Source organism: Thalassospira sp. UBA4513 (assembly GCF_002388495.1).
In the GTDB taxonomy this organism is placed as follows: domain Bacteria; phylum Pseudomonadota; class Alphaproteobacteria; order Rhodospirillales; family Thalassospiraceae; genus Thalassospira; species Thalassospira tepidiphila.
Genome location: NZ_DGMR01000024.1, coordinates 55772 through 74060 on the forward strand (window position 1 = coordinate 55772; position 18289 = coordinate 74060).

At 56.4% G+C, this 18289-nt stretch carries 15 protein-coding genes; 6 read left to right on the forward strand and 9 right to left on the reverse strand.

Annotation, left to right across the window (positions count from 1 at the left end):
* Positions 1-223: 223 nt before the first annotated feature.
* The 5 genes from xylF to B2T33_RS09950 all read left to right on the forward strand — a co-directional run bounded on the left by xylF (position 224) and on the right by B2T33_RS09950 (position 5990).
* Complete coding sequence (gene xylF, locus B2T33_RS09930; RefSeq protein ID WP_064781950.1) at positions 224-1255, forward strand: D-xylose ABC transporter substrate-binding protein; 1032 nt, start codon at positions 224-226, stop codon at positions 1253-1255.
* A gap of 101 nt (positions 1256-1356) precedes the next feature.
* Positions 1357-2622, forward strand: a complete 1266-nt coding sequence (locus B2T33_RS09935; protein ID WP_286791893.1) for a sugar ABC transporter permease — start codon at positions 1357-1359, stop codon at positions 2620-2622.
* An 11-nt stretch (positions 2623-2633) separates the two neighbouring features.
* Complete coding sequence (locus B2T33_RS09940) at positions 2634-3461, forward strand: ATP-binding cassette domain-containing protein (protein WP_120225323.1); 828 nt, start codon at positions 2634-2636, stop codon at positions 3459-3461.
* 17 nt (positions 3462-3478) lie between these two features.
* Entirely contained in the window at positions 3479-4660 is a 1182-nt protein-coding gene (locus B2T33_RS09945; RefSeq protein ID WP_008892003.1) for a fumarylacetoacetate hydrolase family protein, read from the forward strand.
* A gap of 58 nt (positions 4661-4718) precedes the next feature.
* A complete protein-coding gene (locus B2T33_RS09950; RefSeq protein WP_286791896.1) occupies positions 4719-5990 on the forward strand; it encodes an ROK family transcriptional regulator in 1272 nt (423 codons plus the stop codon).
* 107 nt (positions 5991-6097) lie between these two features.
* Here B2T33_RS09950 and B2T33_RS09955 read toward each other — a convergent pair whose 3' ends face one another.
* From B2T33_RS09955 to araD, 3 genes are all read right to left on the reverse strand, one after another.
* On the reverse strand, positions 6098-7612 hold the full coding sequence (locus B2T33_RS09955; RefSeq protein ID WP_120225326.1) for an aldehyde dehydrogenase (NADP(+)): 1515 nt from the start codon (positions 7610-7612) through the stop codon (positions 6098-6100).
* A gap of 69 nt (positions 7613-7681) precedes the next feature.
* Positions 7682-8401, reverse strand: coding sequence for a ribonuclease activity regulator RraA (locus tag B2T33_RS09960; protein ID WP_286791899.1), 720 nt, complete (start codon positions 8399-8401; stop codon positions 7682-7684).
* Positions 8402-8412: 11 nt separating this feature from the next.
* Entirely contained in the window at positions 8413-10146 is a 1734-nt protein-coding gene (gene araD / locus B2T33_RS09965; RefSeq protein WP_286791901.1) for an L-arabinonate dehydratase, read from the reverse strand.
* A gap of 209 nt (positions 10147-10355) precedes the next feature.
* On the opposite strand from araD, the gene B2T33_RS09970 reads away from it, so the two are divergent.
* The gene (locus B2T33_RS09970) at positions 10356-11084 is read left to right on the forward strand and encodes a GntR family transcriptional regulator (protein WP_286791903.1); all 729 of its coding nucleotides are present in this window, start codon (positions 10356-10358) and stop codon (positions 11082-11084) included.
* Positions 11085-11109: 25 nt separating this feature from the next.
* On the opposite strand, the gene B2T33_RS09975 is transcribed toward B2T33_RS09970, so the two are convergent.
* The 6 genes from B2T33_RS09975 to B2T33_RS10000 form a co-directional block, all read right to left on the reverse strand.
* Positions 11110-12021, reverse strand: a complete 912-nt coding sequence (locus B2T33_RS09975; RefSeq protein ID WP_286791904.1) for a dihydrodipicolinate synthase family protein — start codon at positions 12019-12021, stop codon at positions 11110-11112.
* A gap of 237 nt (positions 12022-12258) precedes the next feature.
* Positions 12259-13068: a formate dehydrogenase accessory sulfurtransferase FdhD gene (gene fdhD, locus B2T33_RS09980; protein ID WP_286791905.1), complete on the reverse strand. Its 810-nt coding sequence runs from the start codon at positions 13066-13068 to the stop codon at positions 12259-12261.
* Entirely contained in the window at positions 13065-13289 is a 225-nt protein-coding gene (locus B2T33_RS09985; protein WP_063090392.1) for a formate dehydrogenase subunit delta, read from the reverse strand. The genes fdhD and B2T33_RS09985 overlap by 4 nt, the downstream gene beginning before the upstream one ends.
* A 93-nt stretch (positions 13290-13382) precedes the next feature.
* Positions 13383-16262 carry a formate dehydrogenase subunit alpha gene (fdhF, locus tag B2T33_RS09990; protein WP_286791906.1) on the reverse strand — a complete coding sequence of 960 codons (2880 nt, stop codon included), beginning with the start codon at positions 16260-16262 and terminating at the stop codon, positions 13383-13385.
* A gap of 4 nt (positions 16263-16266) precedes the next feature.
* A complete protein-coding gene (locus B2T33_RS09995; protein ID WP_286791907.1) occupies positions 16267-17823 on the reverse strand; it encodes a formate dehydrogenase beta subunit in 1557 nt (518 codons plus the stop codon).
* Positions 17820-18284: a formate dehydrogenase subunit gamma gene (locus B2T33_RS10000; protein WP_286791908.1), complete on the reverse strand. Its 465-nt coding sequence runs from the start codon at positions 18282-18284 to the stop codon at positions 17820-17822. Before B2T33_RS10000 ends, B2T33_RS09995 begins: the two co-directional genes overlap by 4 nt.
* Positions 18285-18289 lie beyond the last annotated feature (5 nt).

The window sequence follows — 18289 nt, forward strand, 5'->3', positions numbered from 1 at the left end:
TCATATTATTTTAGGTGAATAAATTAATTGCTGCAGCGCACCACATTATAAACACCGTCAATTCAACCCTTAATCGCAAACTGCGATATAAAAATGCGTGAAAAGCGATGAATTTAATTTATTCACTAAAAAATATTTGACAGGACGCCTTCTTCACGTCAACATTTTTTCGATAACAAAAATAAATGTCACCAGAAGACACATTTATTCAGGGAAGAAACCGATGAAAAAACTCCTATCAACGGCCATGTTGGCCGGAACCGTTCTGCTGTCTGCAAATGCCTTTGCTGCTGATCTGACTGTTGGTGTCAGCTGGTCGAACTTCCAGGAAGAACGCTGGAAAACCGATGAAGCCGCAATCAAGGCCGCTCTGGATGCTGCGGGGGCTGAGTACATCAGCGCAGATGCCCAAAGCAATCCGTCCAAACAGCTTTCCGATATCGAAAGCCTGATCGCACGTGGTGCCGATGCTCTGATCGTCCTGGCACAGGACTCAGCATCAATTGGCCCGGCTGTCGAAAAGGCCCTGAACGAAGGCATTCCGGTCGTCGGCTATGACCGCCTGATCGAAGACTCGAACGCCTATTACATTACGTTCAACAACAAGGAAGTCGGCCGCCTTCAGGCCGAGGCCGTTTTTGCCGAACAACCGAAAGGCAACTACGTCTTCATCAAAGGCGCACCTACCGACCCGAACGCCAACATTCTGCACGAAGGACAGCTTGAAATCCTGCAGAAGGCAATTGACGCGGGCGACATCAAGGTTGTTGGCGAAGCCTATACCGACAGCTGGCAGCCAGCGATTGCGCAGCGGAACATGGAACAGTTCCTGACGGCTGCGGACAACAAGGTTGATGCCGTTGTCGCATCCAACGATGGCACCGCCGGTGGTGTTGTTGCAGCACTGTCTGCACAGGGCATGCAGGGCATTCCTGTATCGGGTCAGGACGGCGATCATGCCGCACTGAACCGTGTAGCACTTGGCACCCAGACGGTTTCGGTCTGGAAAGATGCCCGTCTTCTTGGCAAGCGTGCGGCTGAGATCGCCGTTGAACTTGCCAAGGGCACCAAGCTTGACGAGGTTGACGGTACCGAAGATTGGCAGAGCCCGAATGGCGTGACCATGAAGTCTTACTTCCTTGATCCGGTTGCGATCACCCAGAACAAACTTGATCTGGTGATTGATGCTGGCTGGGTGTCCAAAGACGTGGTTTGCCAGGGCGTAACCAACAGCAAGGTTGCGGCCTGCAATTAGGCCAACCTGTTTCCTCCGACCTTGCATAAACCCGGGGCCGACTGCATTCCACATATCGTGCAGATATCGCAGTTCGGCCCCGCTGCTTTACGAGCTTTTTCATGTCACGACTACTTTCGAAAATGGAAGTCGACCGTCGTCTGGTTGGCCTCGCCGTTGTCCTGCTGATTATCTGGGTGGGTTTTGACATTGCCTCGGGCGGTCGCTTTATCACGCCCCGAAACATCTTTAACCTGTCGGTTCAGACTGCCTCTGTGGCAGTGATGGCGTGCGGCATGGTCCTGATCATTGTCACCCGCCATATCGACCTTTCGGTCGGGGCGGTCCTGGGTGTTCTGGCCATGATCATGGGGGTCGTTCAGACCGATGTCCTGCCACAGTTTCTTGATTACAACCATCCCCTGACCTGGGTGCTGACGCTTATGGTTGGCATTGTTGTCGGTGGCCTGATCGGTTCCATTCAAGGTGTTGCAGTCGGTTATCTTGGCGTCCCGGCATTTATCGTGACACTTGGCGGGCTTTTGGTCTGGCGCGGATCCGCATGGTGGGTCACGCAAGGACGCACGGTTGCCCCGCTTGATCAGAATTACATTCTGCTGGGCGGCGGCATCGAAGGAACGATTGGTGCGACCTGGAGCTGGATTGTCGCCCTGATCGCCATTCTTGCGATCATTTACGCCGCGATCATGGAACGCCGTCGTCGCCTGTCTTTCGAATTTCCGGTCAAACCAATCTGGGCCGAATACACCAACACGATCATCAAGGCTGGCTTGGTCCTGATTGTTGTCGCGACACTGAATGCCTATCACCTGCCAACGCGCGCGGCAGAACGCCTTTTGGAAAACAAGGGCATTCCGGTCACGCCAGAAAACCTTGAAATTTCGCACGGCATTCCGATCCCGCTTCTGATTGTTGCGCTTGTCGCGATCATCCTGACCATTGCGGTTAAACGCACCCGTTTCGGTCGCTATGTCTTTGCGATTGGCGGCAACCCGCAGGCGGCCGAACTGGCCGGGATCAACGTCAAACGCATGACCGTGGCAGTCTTTGCCCTGATGGGTGTTCTTTGCGCGATCAGTGCGGCGATTTCATCGGCCCGCCTGCAATCAGCGGGCAACGATCTGGGCACGCTTGACGAACTTCGCGTGATTGCAGCCGTGGTCATTGGCGGCACGTCGCTTGCGGGTGGGCTTGGCACGATCTATGGCGCGCTGATCGGGGCGCTTGTGATGCAAAGCCTGCAAAGCGGCATGGCGCTTTTAGGGGTCGATACCTCATTGCAAAGCATCGTCATCGGCCTGGTTCTTGTCGTCGCCGTCTTTAGCGACAAGTATTTCCATCGCCGTTACAGCGACCCGACCGCGTAAGGAGACCCGTGATGACTGATCCAAACATGACCAAAGATCCGCTGGTCGAAATGCAAGATATCCATATCAGCTTTGGCGGGGTAAAGGCTGTCGATGGCGTATCAATTGATCTTTATCCCGGCGAAGTGGTTGGCGTTCTGGGCCATAACGGTGCGGGCAAATCTACGCTGATCAAAATTCTATCCGGTGCCTATCAGGCCGACACTGGCAAGATCATTGTCGATGGCAAGGAAGCCAAGATCGAGAACGCGCGTGACGCACGCGACAACAATATCGAAACGATCTATCAGAACCTGGCACTTGCCGACAATCTGGATGCCGCCCAGAACCTGTTTCTGGGACGCGAAATTACTGACAAGTTCGGGTTTCTTGATGATGCCGCCATGGAACACAAGGCGCGCGAAGTCCTTCATCGCCTGAACCCGAACTTCAAAAAGTTCACCTCCCCCGTGTCTGCCCTTTCGGGCGGGCAGCGCCAGTCGGTTGCGATTGCACGTGCTTTGCTGTTTGAGGCACGGGTGCTGATCATGGATGAACCCTGTGCGGCCCTTGGCGTTCATGAAACAAAGATGGTCGGCGAACTGATTGACCAATTAAAGCGTGACGGTTTGGGTATTTTGTTGATTAGCCACGATCTTCATGATGTGTTTGACCTTTCTGACCGGTTGCATGTCATGAAGAACGGAAAACTGGTTGGCAGCGTTAGAACCGAAGATGTCACACATGACGACGTACTTGGGATGATCATTCTTGGCAAAATGCCCGAGCACCTCCTGCATCTGGCTGGCCCTGGCGCGACCAATGCAACGGGTGCCGCGAATGGCACCACCCACAGATAAACAAGCGAGACACCGAGATGACCACAGGCTTCCCCATCAACGCCCAAGACATCCTGCCCGATGACGCAAGTAATGCTGTCCTGATCGGGCGCATCTGGGACCCGCGCGTTTCCGGACCGACACCGGTGCTTCTTGATGGTGAAACGTTGCGCGATATCAGCAGTGTCGCACCAACCGTCAGCGAAATCCTTGAACTTGATGACGTTCTGGCAAAGCTTTCAAATCCGGCAAGCTTCCCGACTGTCGCCACACTCAGTGATATTCTTGACCAGTCCCGTCCTGGGGCCGATGAAAACACCCCGCACCTTCTGTCCCCCAACGATCTGCAGGCGATCAAGGCAAGCGGCGTGACCTTTGTTGCAAGCCTTCTTGAACGCGTGATCGAGGAACAGGCGCGCGGTGACTCAAGCAAAGCCGATCAGATCCGCACCGAAATCACCGGCATTATTGGTGATGACCTCTCACAGATCGAACCGGGTTCGCAAAAGGCCGCCGACATCAAGACCGTACTGCTCGAAAAGGGCGCGTGGTCGCAATATCTTGAAGTCGGCATCGGTCCGGATGCGGAGATCTTTACCAAGGCGCCGGTCATGTCAGCTGTCGGGCATGGTGCGCATGTTGGCCTGCACCCGATTTCAACCTGGAACAACCCGGAACCCGAAGTGGTTCTGACCGTGACGTCAAAGGGCAAGATCGTCGGCGCCACACTTGGCAATGACGTCAACCTGCGCGATGTCGAAGGGCGCTCTGCCCTGCTACTCGGCAAGGCAAAGGACAATAACGCATCCTGTGCGATTGGGCCGTTCATCCGCCTGTTTGACGGCAAGTTCACGCTGGAAACTGTCAAATCGGCAGATATCGCCATGGCCGTTGATGGACCCGAGGGATATCACCTTGATGCGGTCAGCTCCATGAGCCAGATCAGCCGCACACCCGAAAGCCTTGTTTCACAGGCGATCGGCAAACATCATCAATATCCGGATGGCATCATGCTGTTTCTGGGAACCATGTTTGCCCCGACCGACGACCGAGGTGGTGCGGGCAAGGGCTTTACCCATGAAATGGGCGACCTTGTCAGCATCTCGACACCAAGCCTTGGCAAACTGGTCAATCAGGTCGACCGATCAGATGCCATTAAACCCTGGACGTTCGGGATCAGCGCGTTGATGAACAACCTTGCACGTCGGGGATTGCTCTGACCGCGGGCACATATAAATTGCCCGAACGGGCATGTTAACAAGGATACTGATCAACCACATGATGCGCCGTACAGAAAGCGAAACACCGCGCCAGCCCTCCCAGACGGCGATCTTGCGCTATCTGCGCATGCATGGCCCTGCTGCGCGCATTGATATCGGTACGGCAACTGGACTAAGCCCTGCGACTGTCACGTCGCTAACCGCCGACTTGATGGCGCAGGGTTTGGTAAAGGAAAGCGAAGGCAGCAACAATAACGGCAACGCAAATGGCAATGGGAACGGCACTGGCAACGGGACTGGCACCACGCGTGGCCGCCCCAAGGTGTTGCTGGATCTGGTGCCGAATGCGGCCTGCGTCATCGGGGTCAAAATCACCATCAATCTGATCGAAATTGCGCTGGGCAATTTCAAGGGAGAGATTGAACGCAGCATCGAACACTGCATTAATACCCGCGATCTTGGCGCGGACGAATTGACCAGAACCCTGATTGCCTTGATTGACCGGTTTCTCGAACGCAATCGTGATTTCTGCATCCATCCGCCCGCGGGCATCAGCATCGCCATTCAAGGGGTAACCGACAGCAACAGCGGCGAGATCATCTGGTCGCCCGCCTTGCGTCATCGCCATATTCCCTTGGTCAAGTCACTCAGCGAACGATATGGCAGCGCTGTTCAGATGTCGAACGATGCAAACTGCATCGCAACGGCGATCTCGCAAAACACCAACCTGCATAATGATGGCGACTTTGCCGTGATCATGCTGGGCTACGGGATCGGTATGGGACTGGTTCTGAATGGCAAGGTCTATAACGGTGACTTTGGCACCGCTGCGGAATTCGGCCATACCAAATACCAACCTGACGGGCCATTGTGCAATTGCGGCCGGCGTGGGTGTCTTGAAGCCTATATCGGGGACTATGCCATCCTGCGTGATGCACGCGGCGTGATTGACCTGCCCGATACCAACAACCTGCACCCCAGCGAAGAACAGATGATGGATCTCGTGGCCCGGGCCCGCCGCGGCGACACCGGTCTTGCCGAACTTTTCCGCCATGCTGGCAAGGTATTGGGATATGGCATCGCCAACCTGATTGCCCTGCTTGGACCCAAACAAATTTTCATTACCGGATCGGGTGCGCGGGCATTCGACATGATGGAACCGGAACTCAGGCGCGGTCTGGACGAGGCACAGGTACCGGAACTCAGCCGAAATCCGACCATCACCTATCTTCCGTGGGACAAGGACCTCGCCCTTCAAGGGGCGATTGGCCAAAGCCTGCTCAGGCACGACGAAAACATGTTTCAGGCCACCGCAACGGTCCGGGACTAACAAATCCGGGACTAACAAATCCGCGACTAACAAATCCGGGATTAATAAAAAAAGCCGCCCAAATGGGCGGCTTTTTCGTTTCAGCAAAGCTGTCGCGAAGATATCGCTTAGGCGATGTCTTTGGGCAGAACATCGGTCGGGATGTTCTGATAGCAAACCGGACGCAGGAAGCGACGGATCGCCATGGTCCCGACAGAGGTCGCACCGAAGTTGGTCGATGCCGGGTATGGTCCGCCATGGACCATGGTGTCGGACACTTCCACACCGGTCGGGAAACCGTTGGCCAGAACGCGGCCTGCCTTGTGTTCAAGGATCGGCAGAAGCGAACGAGCATCTGCCGCATCGGCTGCATCAAGATGCAGCGTGCAGGTCAACTGACCTTCAAGCGATTTGGCAATCTTGCGCATTTCGGCAACGTCCTTGACGCGAACGACAAGGCCGAGCGGGCCAAAGACTTCTTCGCCAAGCTCATGGTTGGCAAGCCAGTTTTCACCGGTGGTCTCAAACAGATACGGCGTCGCATTGCGCAGATCACAAGACGTGGTCAGAACTTCTTTGACACCCGAAGTCGCCGCCACACGCTTTGCACCGGCGCGATAGGTTTCTGCCATACCATCGGTCAGCATGGTTTGCGGACCAACACCCGAAAGGCCTTCCTTGGCGGCGGCAACGAATGCATCCGCATCAGGACCTTCGATCACAACGGCGATCCCCGGATTGGTGCAGAACTGGCCGGCACCCATGGTCAGCGACCCTGCCCAACCTTTACCGATTTCCGCACCGCGCGCCTTAACAGCGGCCGGCAGCAGGAACATCGGGTTGACCGAACCAAGTTCGCCAAAGAACGGGATCGGTTCCGGACGGGCAGCACAAAGATCATAAAGCGCACGGCCACCGCCAAGCGATCCGGTAAAACCAACCGCCTTGATCAGCGGATGCTGCACCAGGCTTTGGCCAACGTCACGTTTGCCGCCCTGGATCAGGCTGAATACGCCCGGGTGAACACCACATTTCTTGATCGCGGCGTCAATCGCCTGGGCAACGATTTCGCCGGTACCCGGATGGGCCGAGTGACCCTTAACCACGACCGGGCACCCAGCAGCCAGTGCCGATGCGGTATCACCACCCGCGACCGAGAAGGCCAGCGGGAAGTTGGACGCACCAAACACAGCAACCGGGCCAATCGGACGCTGCATCAAACGCAGGTCAGGACGCGGCAGCGGTGCACGATCCGGAAGAGCTTCGTCATAACGACGGTCCAGATATTCGCCATCAAGGATGTGGCTGGCAAACAGGCGAAGCTGACCGACGGTACGGCCGCGCTCACCCTGAAGGCGCGCTTCGGGCAGGCCGGTTTCCTGGGTGCCGATTTCGGTGATTTCATCGCCACGCGCGTCGATTTCATCGGCAATGGTGTTGATGAATTTCGCGCGCTCTTCGCGGGTTGAATAACCGTAAGTCCAAAAGGCCTCTTCGGCGGCCTTTGCGGCCTGATCAACCAGTGCGGGCGTGCCGACCGGGAAGGTGTTGGCCGGGCCGTGGGCCGGCTCGGACTGGAAGGTCGTCTCGCCAGCGACCCATTCACCGGCAATCAGATGTTTTCCTGTCAGGGTATAAGACATTTCAATCGATCCTCTGGAATGCGTGGATAGGGGTAAATTGATTACATGAAGGTCAACGTAACCGCGATTTTACTGACTTGCCAGCCATTCCTCATACTTTTTCTGATTCTCTTCTTTGGTGCAGGGATAAAGTCCGATAATTGACGCCCCGTTGGCCACTTGTTCGATCACAAAGGCCTCGTAACTTTCCATGCCTGCACAGGCATCAGCGATCTCGTCTGCCAGATGTGCGGGGATCACCATGACCCCGTCCGTGTCGCCAACAAGCACATCACCCGGGAAGACGGCAACATCGCCGCACGCGATCGGAACATTGATATCAAGTGCTTCGTGCTTGGTCAGGTTGGTCGGGGCTGACGGGCCGGCGTAGTAGGCAGGCATGTCAAGTTCACCAATCCCCTCGGCATCGCGGAAACCGGCATCTGAGACGATCCCGGCACCGCCGCGCACCGCAAGACGGGTAACAAGGATCGACCCGGCCGATGCCGCAGACGCATCCTTGCGACCATCCATCACCAGAACATGGCCCGGCGGGCAGGTTTCTATCGCAACACGTTGCGGATGGTCCTCGTTGCGGAACACCTCGATCGGGTTGCGATCTTCGCGTGCGGGGATATAGCGCAGCGTAAAGGCCTGCCCGACCATGTTTTTCTTTTTCGGTGCCACGGGCCGGACACCCTGAATGAACTGGTTGCGCAGGCCCCGCTTGTAAAGCTGGGTGGCAACAGACGCCGTCGAGGTGCGCATCAGCTTTTCGCGCGTGGCATCAGACAATACATATTCCGTCATGGTCGGTGTCCTCAGAAAATGTCAGGTTCGCCGGCAGTTTTGCCGAAATCGGTTTCAAGGAAGTCAAAATCACAGCCCTGATCGGCCTGGGTCACATGGCGCGAGAACATGTAGCCATACCCACGTTCGAAACGCGGTTCTGGCGGTGTCAGGGCCTTGCGCCGCGCTTCAAGCTCTTCTTCGGGGACGAGCATATCAAGCGAGCGATTGGGCAGATCAAGGCGGACCGTATCGCCATTTTTCAGAAGTGCGAGTGGCCCACCGATATAGCTTTCAGGGCTGACATGCAGAACACACGCGCCGTAAGACGTGCCAGACATGCGGGCATCGGAAATCCGCAGCATGTCACGATGGCCCTGTTTGATCAGCGCCTTGGGGATCGGCAGCATGCCCCATTCCGGGAAGCCGGGGCCGCCTTGCGGACCGGCATTGCGCAAAACCATTACATGATCAGGCGTAATATCAAGGTTCTCGTCATCAACGGCCTTTTTCATTTCCGGATAGCTGTCAAACACCAGTGCCGGGCCTTCATGAACATGATATTTCGGATCGCAGGCAGCTGGCTTGATCACCGCACCGTTCGGGCACAGATTGCCCTTAAGCACGGCAAGGGAGCCTTCCTTATAGACCGGATTATCAAGCGGGCGGATGACATCATCATTATAGACCACCGCGCCTTCAAGGTTTTCACCAAGGGTCTTGCCAGTCACCGTCATACAACTGGTATCCAGACGATCTTCCACCTGCTTCATCAGGGCGCGCAGGCCCCCGGCATAGAAGAAGTCCTCCATCAGGTAATCCTTGCCCGATGGCCGGACATTGGCGATCAGCGGTGTGGTGCGGCCAAGTTCATCAAGGTCTTCAAGCTTAAGCCCCACACCGGCACGTTTGGCCATTGCGATCAGATGAACCACGGCGTTGGTGGAACAACCGGTTGCCATGGCAACGATGGCCGCATTTCGGCAGGATGCGTCGGTGATGATCTGATCGGGTGTCAGGTCTTCCCAGACCATCTCAACAATGCGGCGTCCACAATCAGCCGACATGCGCTGATGACCGCTATCAACCGCCGGGATCGATGATGCACCCGGCAAGGTCAGACCCATTGAGTCGGCAATCGCCGTCATGGTCGATGCGGTTCCCATGGTCATGCAGGTCCCGGCAGATCGGGCAATCCCGCCCTGAATACCCAGCCATTCTTCGTCACTGATATTACCCGCGCGCCGTTCATCCCAGTATTTCCAGGCATCAGAGCCCGACCCAAGGATTTTGCCCGCATAGTTACCGCGCAACATCGGCCCGGCAGGCAGATAGATCATCGGCACACCGGCCGAAATCGCACCCATCACCAGACCCGGCGTGGTCTTATCACAGCCGCCCATCAAAACCACACCATCAAGCGGGTGGGACCGAATCATTTCCTCGGTCTCCATGGCAAGCAGGTTGCGATAAAGCATCGAAGTCGGCTTGGTGAAGCTTTCATCAACGGAAAGCGACGGCAGTTCGACGGCAAAACCACCCGCCTGTGCAACACCGCGTTTCACATCAACAACTCGTTCGCGGAAATGCGAATGACAGGTATTGAGCTCCGACCAGGTATTCAGGACACCGATGATTGGCTTGTCGCGAAAATCGTCTTCGGAATAGCCAAGCTGCATCATCCGTGATCGATGGCCAAATGTCCGCAGATCGTCGGGGGCGAACCATCGTGCCGATCTCAGGTCCTGAGGCTGTTTCTTACTCATTATCTTATCCTCGGAATGTAAAACGCGACCATGCTTGCAACGGGTGGCACTCAGAAAGGCGATCTCCGGTCTTGGACGTAAACGCCATGGCCTGAGGATTTCCGCCGCCGCTGACAGGCACAGAAAGATATTCACTTTTGACTATTTGATATAGTAATATATTAGTGCATGTCGAGCAAGACGCCTGTATACAAATTGTGTGACCAGAAATGAATTGCGGGAACATCATGGTCGAAAACCTTTTGAAAGACGCACCGATCGCCAAAAAGCGCCTGCCCAAACTCAAACGTGGCTCGGCAAGTACGCAGCTCCATGATTCTTTGCGCAAACGCATCATCGATCTGGAACTTGCCCCGGGCCAATACCTGTCGCGGGCCGAAATCGCCGAAGAATACGGGGTCAGCCAGACACCGGTCCGTGATGCGTTGCTCAAGCTTGAAGAAGAAGGCCTTGTTGACACCTTCCCGCAATCCAAGACAGAGGTCTCGCGCATCGATGTCGAGCAAGCGCTGGAAACCCAGTTCCTGCGTCTTTCGGTCGAGCTGGAGGTCACCCGCCGTCTCGCCAATGCCAAAGACCCTGCCCTGACTGTCAAAGCGCACTCCATCCTTGCTCAGCAAAATGCGGTCAGTGCCGCAAACGATCTTGATACCTTTGGCAAGCTTGATCGCGATTTCCATTACGCGCTCTATGAGGCTGCCGGTGTTGCCCAACTCTATGGCGTGGTTGAAGCCAGGTCCGGCCACATTGACCGCCTGCGCAAGCTTAACCTGCCCGACCCGGGAAAATCGGCATCGATCCTTGATTGCCATGCGCGCATTCTGGCCTGCATTGACAAGGGTGAGGCCGATACCGCCTGCGAGGTCGTTCGCGAACATCTGATGGGAACCCTTGCCACCGTCGATGCCATCCGCGAACGCCATCCATCCTTCTTCTAGGACGGCGCAGTTACCCCTAGGCGACCTAACCGATCAGGCCGTTTCCCTTCATGAAGCTTGAAAGCTTTTCGGCTTGCGCGTCGGTCAACGGCCAGGCGGACGGCGGGCGCGTAGCCCCGCAATCATCACCCAGTAATTTCAGGGCTGCCTTCACACCGGTTACGTTGGTGCCGTTCATTTCCTCGGCCCGGACTTCTTCAAAGGCCTTCATTTCGGCGATCAACTGGCGCGCCTTGGCATAGTCGCCGGCTTCAAGGGCCGCGTGAATGGCCATGGAGCGTTCCGGCCAGACATTGATCAGGCCAGATGTAAATCCACGGGCGCCAACGGCATAAAATGCCGGTGCCCAGGTTTCCGCAAGCCCCCCGACCCAGACGATATCCGGATCGCAGGCCTGAATTGCCTCGGCCAGCTTCATCGGGTTTGGCGTTGCCCATTTAACACCAGCAACACCTTCGACGGCACACAGTTCCGTAATGGCCTTGGTGCCAATGGCATCGTTACGCAAATACAGCATCATCGGCAGACCACCGGACGCATCGGCAATCCGTTTGATGTATTCCACAACACCGCGCGGGGCGACAAACGGGTCTGGCGGCTGATGGATCATCAATGCCTCTGCCCCGGCCTCGGCCGATGCCTTGGCAAGCGCACAGGCATCACGCACACCGCGGCCAATCCCGGCCAGCATCGGCGCACGACCATCGACCATTTCAGCGACCGACTTCGCCATCAAGATCGCTTCGTCGGTGGTCAGGGCATAAAATTCGCCGGTATTACCATTCACAACCGGAAAATGCACCCCCGCGGCCAGCGCACGATCAATCACCGGCACGAGCTTCTTGGGCGCGACATCGCCATTGTCATCATAGGGCGTGACAAGAATGCCCGAAATCCCCGACAAAACGGCGCGCAATTCAGTTTTTGAAAGTGCCATGGTTTCCTTATCCCCGTGCCGTGGCCCGCGCGCAGCAGATCAAATATCCGACTGACTGGCGGGACCATCTTGTAATATTTAATTACATCTTGAATAACAAGTATGCGCGGATATGGCAATTCCAATTATGCGCTTAAGACACCGGAAAGCGCGGTTCAGGCAGACGTGTACAATTACACCTGTGTTGCAAACAGGTGATCATCAGAAAATTACAAGTTGGGAAAAGCCGTTTACAGGTCAGGCAAAGCGGCGAAACAGACCACGCCGTTCGCGGCAGATCATCGTCAAACCGGCCTTGCGCGCAAGGTTCACCGCCGTCAATGTCGGGCCCGAAAGGGTCACAAGCCCGCCCACCCCAAATTGCACGGTCTTGGTGACAATTTCATAGGAGCAACGACTGGTCATCAGAATGAACCCGCCGGTCGGATCGATCCCCTGTCGCGCCACAGCACCAAGCACCTTATCAAGCGCGTTGTGGCGTCCGATATCTTCACGGACCAGAACGATGTTACCGCTACCATCGACAAAGGCGCTGGCATGTAGCAACCCGCCGCCTTCGCGATTGCGGGTCTGATATTCCGGAAGTGCGTCAATCGCCCGCAAGACAACATCTTGGGTCATGTTGGATGGCTTGACCGCCCCGATCTTGTCCATGGCGACGGCTTCAAGCGATTGCACACCGCACAAACCACAGCCAGATCGACCTTCAAGGGTGCGCTGACGATCAGCCAGACGATCAAACACGTCGTCATGCAGATCAGCCTCGATCACATAGCCCTGCAGGGTCTTGCGCACGTCGCGCAGCGTGATCTGGGAAATGTCATCGGCAATGCCTTCGGACAGGGCAAAGCCGACCATGAAGTCTTCAAGGTCATGGGGGGATACCATCATCACCGCGTGCGATTGACCATTAAACGTCAAAGCAGCCGGGACTTCCGGCTGCAACATGATCGGCGCGTCATCATTACCATCATCGCCTGATACGGCACGCGCAAGATCAACGTCGCGCCCGTCCAGAATGCGATTTTCCGATGGCTTGGCCATCATGCGGTTTCCTTGACCTTCCGGATTTTCGGGGCAGCCTTGATCACCAAAGGATGGAAGTCGGCCTTGCCTTCGGCGATCATGTCAAACAACTGCTTGCGCATGCGCGGTTCCCAGAAATCGCTGATATGGTTGGCAACACCATCAACGCCCTCGCCCTCGGGCTGGGATTTGAAGAAGGTCGCGATCTGATTGGCCATATAGACAAGTTTGTCGGGTGCCATTGCGGTTCACTCTTTGACTGTAAACTTTGTATTCAAGCAGGAAGTGCCAGACATCATACCAAGGGAGTATAGCACAATGTCTGGCGCGTTATCCTATTCGGCGGCATCGACGCGCGGTTTGATCCGGCGTGACTGTTCGGCCTGACGATCATATTCGACCTGCCATTCGGTCGGGCCATTACTTGGCGAAACCTGAACCGCGGTAACCTTGTATTCCGGGCAGTTTGTCGCCCAGTCGGTATAGTCGGTGGTGATCACGTTGGCCTGTGTGCCCGGATGGTGGAAGGTTGTGTAAACCACCCCCGGTGCGACGCGGTCGGTAATGGTGGCACGAAGGGATGTCTCGCCCGACCGGGATGCCAGACGGATCCAGTCGCCTTCACGAATGCCACGCTGTTCGGCATCGTGCGGGTGGATTTCCAGCAAGTCTTCCTTATGCCAGGTGGTGTTTTCCGTGCGCCTGGTCTGGGCACCCACGTTATACTGGCTAAGGATGCGCCCCGTCGTCAGTAGAAGCGGGAAGCGCGGACCAGTCCGTTCATCGGTTGCAACATATTCGGTGACCACAAACTTGCCCTTGCCACGAACAAAGCCATCGATATGCATGACCGGGGTCCCTTCGGGGGCCTTGTCATTACACGGCCACTGGACCGAGCCCTTTTCTTCCAGCAAGTCATAGCTGACTTTGGCAAAGCTTGGCGTGGTCTTGGCGATTTCGTCCATGACCTGAGACGGATGGGTGTAGTTCCAGTCAAGCCCCATCGCACGGGCCAGGTTCTGGGTAACTTCCCAGTCGGCAAAGCCATTAAGCGGCGTCATCACCTTGCGCACGCGGTTAATGCGGCGTTCGGCGTTGGTGAAGGTCCCGTCCTTTTCAAGGAAGGTCGACCCCGGCAGGAAGACATGCGCGTAGTTGGCGGTTTCATTGAGGAACAGGTCGTGGACGACCACACATTCCATTGCCGCCAGACCGGCTGCCACATGTTTGGTGTCCGGGTCAGACTGAAGGATATCTTCGCCCTGAATATAGATGCCCTTGAATGTGCCTTCGACAGCCGCATCGAGCATATTGGGGATACGAAGACCCGGTTCGTCATCCAGTTTGACACCCCAGATATCCTCAAAAATATCGCGGGTGGCGCTGTCCTGAATATGGCGATAGCCCGGAAGTTCGTGCGGGAACGACCCCATATCACACGAACCTTGCACGTTGTTCTGACCACGCAGCGGGTTCACACCCACACCCGGACGACCGATATTGCCGGTCGCCATGGCAAGGTTGGCAATCGCCATCACGGTGGTGGAGCCCTGACTGTGTTCGGTGACACCAAGACCGTAATAGATCGCGCCATTGCCGCCGGTGGCAAAGGTGCGTGCGGCCTTGCGCATGGTTTCGGCATCGACACCGATCATCTCAGCGATGGCTTCGGGGCTGTGTTTCGGATCGGAAACAAAGGTTGCCCAATCCTGGAATTCGTCCCAGTCACAGCGTTCACGCACGAACGCCTCGTCAAACAGGCCTTCGGTGACGATAACATGGGCAAGCGATGTCAAAACCGCAACGTTGGTGCCCGGGCGCAGCGGGATATGGGCGACCGCCTCGATATGCGGGGAACGAACAAGGTCAATACGGCGCGGATCGATGACGATCAGTTTCGCCCCCTGACGCAGGCGTTTTTTCAGGCGCGAGGCAAATACAGGATGGCCATCGGTCGGATTGGCGCCAATCAGGATGACGACATCGGTATGTTCAACAGAATCAAAATCCTGCGTCCCGGCCGAGGTACCAAACGTGGTTTTAAGGCCATACCCGGTCGGTGAATGGCAAACACGCGCGCAGGTATCGACGTTGTTATTGCCAAAACCGGCACGGATCAGTTTCTGAACAAGGAAGGTTTCCTCGTTCGTGCACCGTGACGAGGTAATCCCGCCCAGCGCGCCCTTGCCGTATTTGGCCTGAATGCCCTTGAACTTGTCGGCGGTAAAGCGAAGGGCTTCTTCCCAGCTGACTTCCTGCCAGGGTTCATCGACGCTTTCGCGGATCATCGGGTTGAGGATGCGGTCCTTGTGATTGGCATAGCCATAGGCAAAGCGCCCCTTCACACAGGAATGCCCCCGGTTGGCCTTGCCGTCCTTATAGGGGACCATGCGGACAAGTTCTTCGCCGCGCATTTCCGCCTTGAACGAGCAACCCACCCCGCAATAAGCACAGGTGGTAACGACTGAATGTTCCGGCTGCCCGATTTCAATGACCGATTTTTCCTGAAGCGTTGCGGTCGGGCAGGCCTGCACACAGGCACCGCAAGATACGCATTCGGAATCCAAGAAGTTTTCATGCATGCCCGGCGACACGCGGGATTCAAAGCCACGACCTTCGATGGTCAGCGCAAAGGTGCCCTGCACTTCTTCGCAGGCCCGCACACAGCGCGAACAGACAATGCATTTCGACGGGTCATAGGTGAAATACGGGTTGGTTTCATCCTTGGCCATGTAGCGCGGGTTTTCTTCGCCGTTCTGGCGGACCTGAACGTGGTTTTCACCCTCATAGCCATAACGCACATCGCGCAGGCCAACCGCCCCTGCCATGTCCTGCAATTCGCAGTCGCCATTGGCGGCACAGGTCAGGCAATCGAGCGGATGGTCAGAGATATAAAGCTCCATCACGCCTTTGCGGATTTTCTTAAGCCGTTCGGTCTGGGTATGAACAACCATGCCGTCAGCGGCCGGCGTCGTGCAGGATGCCGGGGTGCCGTTGCGGCCTTCGACCTCAACCAGACACAGGCGGCACGATCCGAACGCATCGACCATGTCGGTCGCGCAGAGTTTAGGGACCTGAATGCCGGCCTCCATCGAGGCCCGCATGACAGAGGTACCTTCGGGCACGGTAATGTCCTTGCCATCAATGGTCAGGGTTACCGTCTTTTCGGATTTCTTGGCGGGGGTTCCGTAGTCAACTTCTTTGATCAAGGACATCGTTTCACTCCGCAGCTATATCAAGCGCGCGTGGCTTGAAGTCAACAGGGAAATGGGTCAGTGCACTCAGGACCGGGTACGGGGTAAAGCCGCCCAGTGCGCACAGCGAGCCGAACTTCATGGTCTCACACAGATCACGCAGCAGCTCGATCTGCAATTCAGGCTGTTCACCGCGTTCAAGCTTGTCAACGACTTCGGTGCCACGGATCGAACCAATACGGCACGGCGTACATTTGCCGCACGATTCAATTGCACAGAATTCCATGGCAAAGCGGGCCTGCTTCATCATGTCGACAGTGTCATCAAACACAACAACACCGGCATGGCCGATCAGGCCATCGCGCTTGGCGAATTCTTCGTAATCAAACGGCGTATCAAACAGTTCCTTGGGGAAATAGGCCCCCAAAGGACCACCGACCTGAACCGCCTTGACCGGACGCCCTGTGGCCGTCCCACCGCCGATCTGTTCGACGATTTCACCAAGGGTCAGACCAAAGCCGACTTCATAAAGCCCGCCATGTTTGACGTTTCCGGCAATCTGGATCGGGATGGTGCCGCGCGACCGGCCCATGCCATAGTCGCGATAATATTCCGGGCCCTTTTCCAGGATGACTGGCACAGAGCACAGCGAAATCACGTTATTGACGACAGTCGGTCGACCAAGGAAACCTTCAAGGGCGGGCAATGGCGGCTTGGCACGGACAACACCGCGCTTGCCTTCCATACTATTCAGAAGGGATGTTTCTTCGCCACAGACATAGGCACCAGCCCCCATGCGGACTTCCATATCGAACACCTTGCCGGACCCAAGGATGTTATCGCCCAGAACACCGGCGGCGCGGGCGACCTTGATCGCCTCGTTCATGACATCAATCGCGGTCGGATATTCCGAACGGGTATAGACATAGCCCTTGGTCGCACCAGTGGCGAGACCGGCAATGATCATGCCTTCGATCAGAACAAACGGTTCGCCTTCCATGATCATGCGATCGGCAAAGGTCCCGCTGTCGCCTTCGTCGGCATTACAGACGATGTATTTTTGATCGGCTGACGCCTCGCGGACGGTATTCCATTTGATGCCCGTCGGGAAACCGGCACCACCGCGGCCCCGCAGGCCGCTGTCGGTGACGGCCTTGACGATTTCTGCGTCCGTCATCTTAAGCGCGTTTTCAAGCCCCGTAAGGCCATCGTTGGCGCGATAATCGTCAAGCGATACCGGATCAACAATGCCGCAACGCTGGAACGTCAGGCGCGACTGGCTTTTAAGAAACGGGATATCCTGGGTACGGCCAAGATACAGCTTGTGTGGGCCGCCAGTCAGGAAGTCGGCCTCAAACAATGCGTCGATATCATCGGTGCTGACCGGGCCATAGGCGACCCGCCCGCGCGGGGTTTCGACCTCGACCATCGGTTCCAGCCAATACATGCCAAACGAGCCGTTGCGCACGATCTTGACATCCGAACCGGCCTTCGATGCCTTGGCGGCAATCGCGGCTGCGACGTCATCGGCCCCCAGTGCGACAGAACCGGAATCAAGTGGAACGTAAACCTTGATGCTCATGACCCCACCTTTTGAAGAATGCGATCCGCATTGACGCGACCAACAACCTTGCCATCAATCATCGCGGCTGGTGCGCAGGCACAGAGGCCAAGGCAAAAGACAGGTTCCAAAGTGACTTTACGGTCGGCGGTGGTTTGCGACCAGTCGACTTTCAAATGACGACGGATCTGATCACCAAGGGCATCAGCGCCCATCGCCTGACAGGCTTCGGCCCGGCAGATCTTGATGACATGCTTGCCCGCCTTTTCTTCGCGGAAGTCGTGATAGAAGCTTGCCACCCCGTGGACTTCCGCCCGGCTGAGGTTTAGCTTCTTGGCAATTGTCTGAAGCGCGCCATCGGGGATATAGCCAAATTCTTCCTGCACCTCGTGCAGAATTGGCAATAACGGTCCTTCCAAAGCGATCAATTGATCACAAATGGCAGCGACGCGGACATTCTGGTCCTCGGTCGTTTCCGACATGCAAG

Bases quoted from the DNA above. Each gene is read 5' to 3' on its own strand.
- araD (WP_286791901.1), bottom strand. From the start codon at position 10,146: ATGAGTAAGAAACAGCCTCAGGACCTGAGATCGGCACGATGGTTCGCC.
- B2T33_RS09960 (WP_286791899.1), bottom strand. From the start codon at position 8,401: ATGACGGAATATGTATTGTCTGATGCCACGCGCGAAAAGCTGATGCGC.
- fdhF (WP_286791906.1), bottom strand. From the start codon at position 16,262: ATGTCCTTGATCAAAGAAGTTGACTACGGAACCCCCGCCAAGAAATCC.
- B2T33_RS09945 (WP_008892003.1), top strand. From the start codon at position 3,479: ATGACCACAGGCTTCCCCATCAACGCCCAAGACATCCTGCCCGATGAC.
- B2T33_RS10000 (WP_286791908.1), bottom strand. From the start codon at position 18,284: ATGTCGGAAACGACCGAGGACCAGAATGTCCGCGTCGCTGCCATTTGT.
- B2T33_RS09995 (WP_286791907.1), bottom strand. From the start codon at position 17,823: ATGAGCATCAAGGTTTACGTTCCACTTGATTCCGGTTCTGTCGCACTG.
- fdhD (WP_286791905.1), bottom strand. From the start codon at position 13,068: ATGATGGCCAAGCCATCGGAAAATCGCATTCTGGACGGGCGCGACGTT.
- B2T33_RS09940 (WP_120225323.1), top strand. From the start codon at position 2,634: ATGACTGATCCAAACATGACCAAAGATCCGCTGGTCGAAATGCAAGAT.
- xylF (WP_064781950.1), top strand. From the start codon at position 224: ATGAAAAAACTCCTATCAACGGCCATGTTGGCCGGAACCGTTCTGCTG.
- B2T33_RS09950 (WP_286791896.1), top strand. From the start codon at position 4,719: ATGATGCGCCGTACAGAAAGCGAAACACCGCGCCAGCCCTCCCAGACG.
- B2T33_RS09955 (WP_120225326.1), bottom strand. From the start codon at position 7,612: ATGTCTTATACCCTGACAGGAAAACATCTGATTGCCGGTGAATGGGTC.
- B2T33_RS09935 (WP_286791893.1), top strand. From the start codon at position 1,357: ATGTCACGACTACTTTCGAAAATGGAAGTCGACCGTCGTCTGGTTGGC.
- B2T33_RS09975 (WP_286791904.1), bottom strand. From the start codon at position 12,021: ATGGCACTTTCAAAAACTGAATTGCGCGCCGTTTTGTCGGGGATTTCG.
- B2T33_RS09970 (WP_286791903.1), top strand. From the start codon at position 10,356: ATGAATTGCGGGAACATCATGGTCGAAAACCTTTTGAAAGACGCACCG.
- B2T33_RS09985 (WP_063090392.1), bottom strand. From the start codon at position 13,289: ATGGCACCCGACAAACTTGTCTATATGGCCAATCAGATCGCGACCTTC.